Raw genomic sequence first — 4,070 nt, forward strand, 5'->3', positions numbered from 1 at the left:
ACCTCCCGTATTCCGCGCGGGCGGCTTCCACAGCCCCCGACCCCACGACCCACCCCCCGCGCGGGCCCCCCCCCCCCGGGGGGCCCCCCCCCCTTCTGCTGTGCGGCGGCGTCGCGTGACGCCGTGCGGCGGGGTCACGTGATGCGTTCGAGCAGGGGCCGCACGCGGGGTGGCACGGGCGTCGACAGCGCGATCGACGTGGACAGCCGCTGCACGCCCGGCACGTCCACGATCGAGTCGATCACCCGTTGCAGGTCGGCGTTGGACCGGGCCACGACCCGGGCGAACAGGTCACCGGGGCCGGTCGTCGCGTGCACCTCGCACACCTCGTTGATCGCGGCCAGCCCCTCCGACACCTCGTGCCGCCGGCCCTGGGCGATCTCCAGCACGGCGAACGCGGTCAGCCCGTAGCCCATCGCGGCCAGGTCGAGCGCCGGCGGGAAGCCGGTCAGCACGCCGCGCGCCACCAGCCGGTCCAGCCGGGCCTGCACCGTGCCGCGGGCCACGCCCAGCCGCCGCGAGCACTCCAGCACGCCGAGCCGGGGTTCGTCGGTGAGCAGCAGCAACAGGCGTGCGTCCAGAGCGTCGACGACCTGGTCAGAGTGTTCAGTTTGCGCGTCGGAAGCCATGGACCACTGTACAAGACGACCAGCGAAACAAGGGACTGTTGCGCACCCTGACCAGCAGTGCACATCCTGTGGGGCATGACGCAGCAGCTTGACGACGTGAGCTACGACCAGCTCCGCCAACTCGTGGGCCTGGTCGACTACGACGGGACGCGCGACCCGTTCCCCGTCCGCTCGATGGACGCCGTGGTCTTCGTGGTCGGCAACGCGACCCAGACCGCGTGGTTCTACCAGGTCGCCTTCGGGATGCAGCTCGTCGCGTACTCCGGGCCGGAGACCGGGCAGCGGGACCACAAGTCCTTCGTGCTCAAGTCGGGCTCGGCGCGGTTCGTGATCAACGGCGGGGTCCGGCCGGACAGCCCGCTGCTCGACCACCACCGCAAGCACGGTGACGGCGTGGTGGACCTCGCGCTGGAGGTCGCCGACGTCGACCGGTGCGTCGAGCACGCGCGCGCCCAGGGCGCGACCGTCCTCGAAGAGCCGCACGACCTCACCGACGAGCACGGCACCGTCCGGCTCGCGGCCATCGCGACCTACGGCGAGACCCGCCACACCCTCGTCGACCGGTCCCGGTACCGCGGTCCGTACCTGCCCGGGTACGAGGCCCGGGAGAGCACGGTCGTGCGCCCGGCGGGTGCGCCGAAGCGGCTGTTCCAGGCGGTCGACCACTGCGTGGGCAACGTCGAGCTCGGCCGGATGGACCACTGGGTCGAGTTCTACAACAAGGTCATGGGCTTCGTGAACATGGCGGAGTTCATCGGTGACGACATCGCCACGGACTACTCGGCGCTGATGAGCAAGGTCGTCTCCAACGGCAACCACCGGGTGAAGTTCCCGCTCAACGAGCCGGCCGTGGCCAGGCGGAAGTCGCAGATCGACGAGTACCTGGAGTTCTACGAGGGCGCGGGCGTGCAGCACATCGCACTCGCGACCAACGACATCGTCGCCACGCTGACCGCGATGCGCGCGGCCGGTGTCGAGTTCCTGGAGACGCCCGACTCGTACTACGACGACCCGGAGCTGCGGGCGCGCATCGGTCAGGTGCGGGTGCCGATCGAGGTGCTCAAGGAGCACCGCATCCTGGTCGACCGGGACGAGGACGGCTACCTGCTGCAGATCTTCACCAAGCCGATCGGTGACCGGCCCACCGTGTTCTACGAGCTGATCGAGCGGCACGGGTCGCTCGGCTTCGGCAAGGGCAACTTCAAGGCGCTGTTCGAGGCGATCGAGCGGGAGCAGGAGCGCCGGGGCAACCTGTAGCGGCGTGCGGAACCGTCGGGGCGACCTCGACGTTGGTTCGGCAACGGGCCGGTCCGGGCATCCCGGGCCGGCCCTTCGCGCAGAGAACCACGACATTGCCCCTACCAGGTGCGCCGGGACCGGTACGCTCGGTGCGGGGCAATCTCACACAGCATTCACCTGGAGGGTGGCATGGGGCTCGCGGTACGGGTCACCGCGGTGCTCCCGCTCGTCGGAGCGGTGGCCACGGCCGTGGCGTTGACCGGCGCGGCCTTCTTCACCGTGGCCCAAGCGGGGTGCGCGGACACCGGCCGGTTCGTGGAGCGCGACGGCGTGGTGGAGTTCGTCGGCGGGTGCGTGGACGGCAACGAGCTGCCCGCCGTGCCGCGGGTGGAGAACGCGCGGTACGACGTCAAGCCCTGAGTTTTCCGGCGGTGGGCGTTCCGGGCGGTGGTCCGCCTGGGTGATAGTGGACCCATGTGTCGCAACATCAGGGTGCTCCACAACTTCGAACCGCCCGCCACCGAGGACGAGGTCCGTGCGGCGGCGGTGCAGTACGTGCGCAAGGTGAGCGGGTCGGCGCGTCCGTCGGCGGCGAACCAGGAGGCGTTCGACGCCGCCGTCGAGGCGGTGGCCGAGGCCACGCGCGTGCTGCTCGACGCCCTCGTCACCCAGGCCCCGCCCCGGGACCGCGAGGTCGAGGCCACCAAGGCGAAGGAACGCTCGGCCGCCCGCTTCGGCCCCCGCTGACCCCGCCCCCACCCGCGTGTCCTACCTCCGGGCCACGCGTGTCCTCCGTTCGCGTCGCGAGAGTCCTACGTTCGGAACGCGAGAGTCCTACGTCCAGGACACCCGAGTTGAACGCTCAGGACAGCACGAACCCCGCGCCCGTGGTGCTTGAGCGCGGGGTCGGCGTGCTCCGAGCGTTCAACTCGGGTGTTCCGAACGCAGGACACGCGTGACGCGGACGTAGGACACGCGCGGCTGGACAGGTGGGTCAGGCCAGGGCGGAGAGGAGGTCGGAGACCAGGTCGTCGGCCGACTCGATGCCCACCGAGATGCGGACCAGGTCGGACGGCACCTGGAGCAGCGAGCCGGCGGTGCTGGCGTGCGTCATCCGGCCCGGGTGCTCGATCAGCGACTCCACGCCGCCCAACGACTCCGCCAGCGTGAACAGCTTCGTGCGGGAGCAGACCTGGAGGGCCGCCTCCTCGCCGCCCGCGACGGTGAACGAGATCATCCCGCCGAACCGGCGCATCTGCTTCGCCGCGACCTCGTGACCGGGGTGCTCGGGCAGGCCCGGGTAGTAGACGCGGGTCACCTTGGGGTGCCGGACGAGGGCTTCGACGACCTTCTCGGCGTTGTCCGAGTGCTTCTCCATGCGCACTTCGAGCGTCTTGATGCCGCGCAACGTCAACCACGCGTCGAACGGACCGGGCACCGCGCCCGCGCCGTTCTGCAGGAAGCCGAACTGGGCGTCCAGCTCGTCGTCGGACGTGACCAGCGCGCCGCCGATGACGTCGGAGTGCCCGCCCACGTACTTGGTGGTCGAGTGCAGCACGACGTCCGCGCCCAGCTCCAGCGGGCTCTGCAGGTACGGCGAGGCGAACGTGTTGTCGACCACCAGCTTCGCCCCGGCCGAGTGCGCGACCTGCGCGAGCAGGGCGATGTCCGCGATGTTGAGCAGCGGGTTGGTCGGCGTCTCGACCCAGATGACCTTGGTGTTCGGGCGGACCGCCGCACGGACCGCGTCGACGTCGGACAGCGGCGCCGGGGTGTGCTCGACGCCCCAGTGCGACAGCACCTTGTCGATCAGCCGGAACGTGCCGCCGTAGGCGTCGTTCGGGATGACGACGTGGTCACCGGGACGGCACATCGCGCGCAGGGCCGTGTCGGTCGCACCCATGCCCGAGGCGAACGCACGGGCGTGCCGCCCGCCCTCCAGCGCCGCCAGGCACTCCTCCAGCGCGGCCCGGGTCGGGTTGCCGGTGCGGGAGTACTCGAACCCCCCGCGCAGGCCGCCGACGCCGTCCTGGGCGTAGGTGGAGGTGGCGTGGATCGGCACGATGACCGAGCCCGTGGCGGGGTCGGGGTCCTGCCCGGCGTGGATAGCCCTGGTCGCGAAACCGTAGTGGCCGGTGTCCGTCATGTCCTTAGGGTACGGCGGCCGAAATGGCAACCGCCCGTCGGCCGGATGGCCGACGG

5 protein-coding genes are annotated in these 4,070 nt (G+C 71.0%); 3 read left to right on the forward strand and 2 right to left on the reverse strand.

The features are described 5' to 3' along the window. Positions 1-134 precede the first annotated feature (134 nt). Complete coding sequence (locus AB0G02_RS30595) at positions 135-629, reverse strand: Lrp/AsnC family transcriptional regulator (protein ID WP_360800841.1); 495 nt, start codon at positions 627-629, stop codon at positions 135-137. Positions 630-704: 75 nt separating this feature from the next. On the opposite strand from AB0G02_RS30595, the gene hppD reads away from it, so the two are divergent. From hppD to AB0G02_RS30610, 3 genes are all read left to right on the forward strand, one after another. Continuing rightward, the gene (gene hppD / locus AB0G02_RS30600; protein WP_360800844.1) at positions 705-1,886 is read left to right on the forward strand and encodes a 4-hydroxyphenylpyruvate dioxygenase; all 1,182 of its coding nucleotides are present in this window, start codon (positions 705-707) and stop codon (positions 1,884-1,886) included. A 171-nt stretch (positions 1,887-2,057) separates the two neighbouring features. After that, positions 2,058-2,288, forward strand: a complete 231-nt coding sequence (locus tag AB0G02_RS30605; RefSeq protein WP_360800847.1) for a hypothetical protein — start codon at positions 2,058-2,060, stop codon at positions 2,286-2,288. 54 nt (positions 2,289-2,342) lie between these two features. Next, positions 2,343-2,615: a DUF2277 domain-containing protein gene (locus AB0G02_RS30610; RefSeq protein ID WP_360800850.1), complete on the forward strand. Its 273-nt coding sequence runs from the start codon at positions 2,343-2,345 to the stop codon at positions 2,613-2,615. Between the two features lie 247 nt (positions 2,616-2,862). On the opposite strand, the gene AB0G02_RS30615 is transcribed toward AB0G02_RS30610, so the two are convergent. Continuing rightward, positions 2,863-4,014 (reverse strand): cystathionine gamma-synthase, encoded by a 1,152-nt coding sequence (locus AB0G02_RS30615; protein ID WP_360800853.1) that lies wholly within the window; start codon positions 4,012-4,014, stop codon positions 2,863-2,865. Positions 4,015-4,070 lie beyond the last annotated feature (56 nt).

It is taken from the genome of Actinosynnema sp. NPDC023658 (genome assembly GCF_040639995.1).
Lineage (GTDB): Bacteria > Actinomycetota > Actinomycetes > Mycobacteriales > Pseudonocardiaceae > Actinosynnema.

What these genes read in the sequence shown, in the direction of transcription:
- AB0G02_RS30615 (WP_360800853.1), bottom strand. Translation starts at nt 4,014, where the DNA reads ATGACGGACACCGGCCACTACGGTTTCGCGACCAGGGCTATCCACGCC.
- hppD (WP_360800844.1), top strand. Translation starts at nt 705, where the DNA reads ATGACGCAGCAGCTTGACGACGTGAGCTACGACCAGCTCCGCCAACTC.
- AB0G02_RS30605 (WP_360800847.1), top strand. Translation starts at nt 2,058, where the DNA reads ATGGGGCTCGCGGTACGGGTCACCGCGGTGCTCCCGCTCGTCGGAGCG.
- AB0G02_RS30610 (WP_360800850.1), top strand. Translation starts at nt 2,343, where the DNA reads ATGTGTCGCAACATCAGGGTGCTCCACAACTTCGAACCGCCCGCCACC.
- AB0G02_RS30595 (WP_360800841.1), bottom strand. Translation starts at nt 629, where the DNA reads ATGGCTTCCGACGCGCAAACTGAACACTCTGACCAGGTCGTCGACGCT.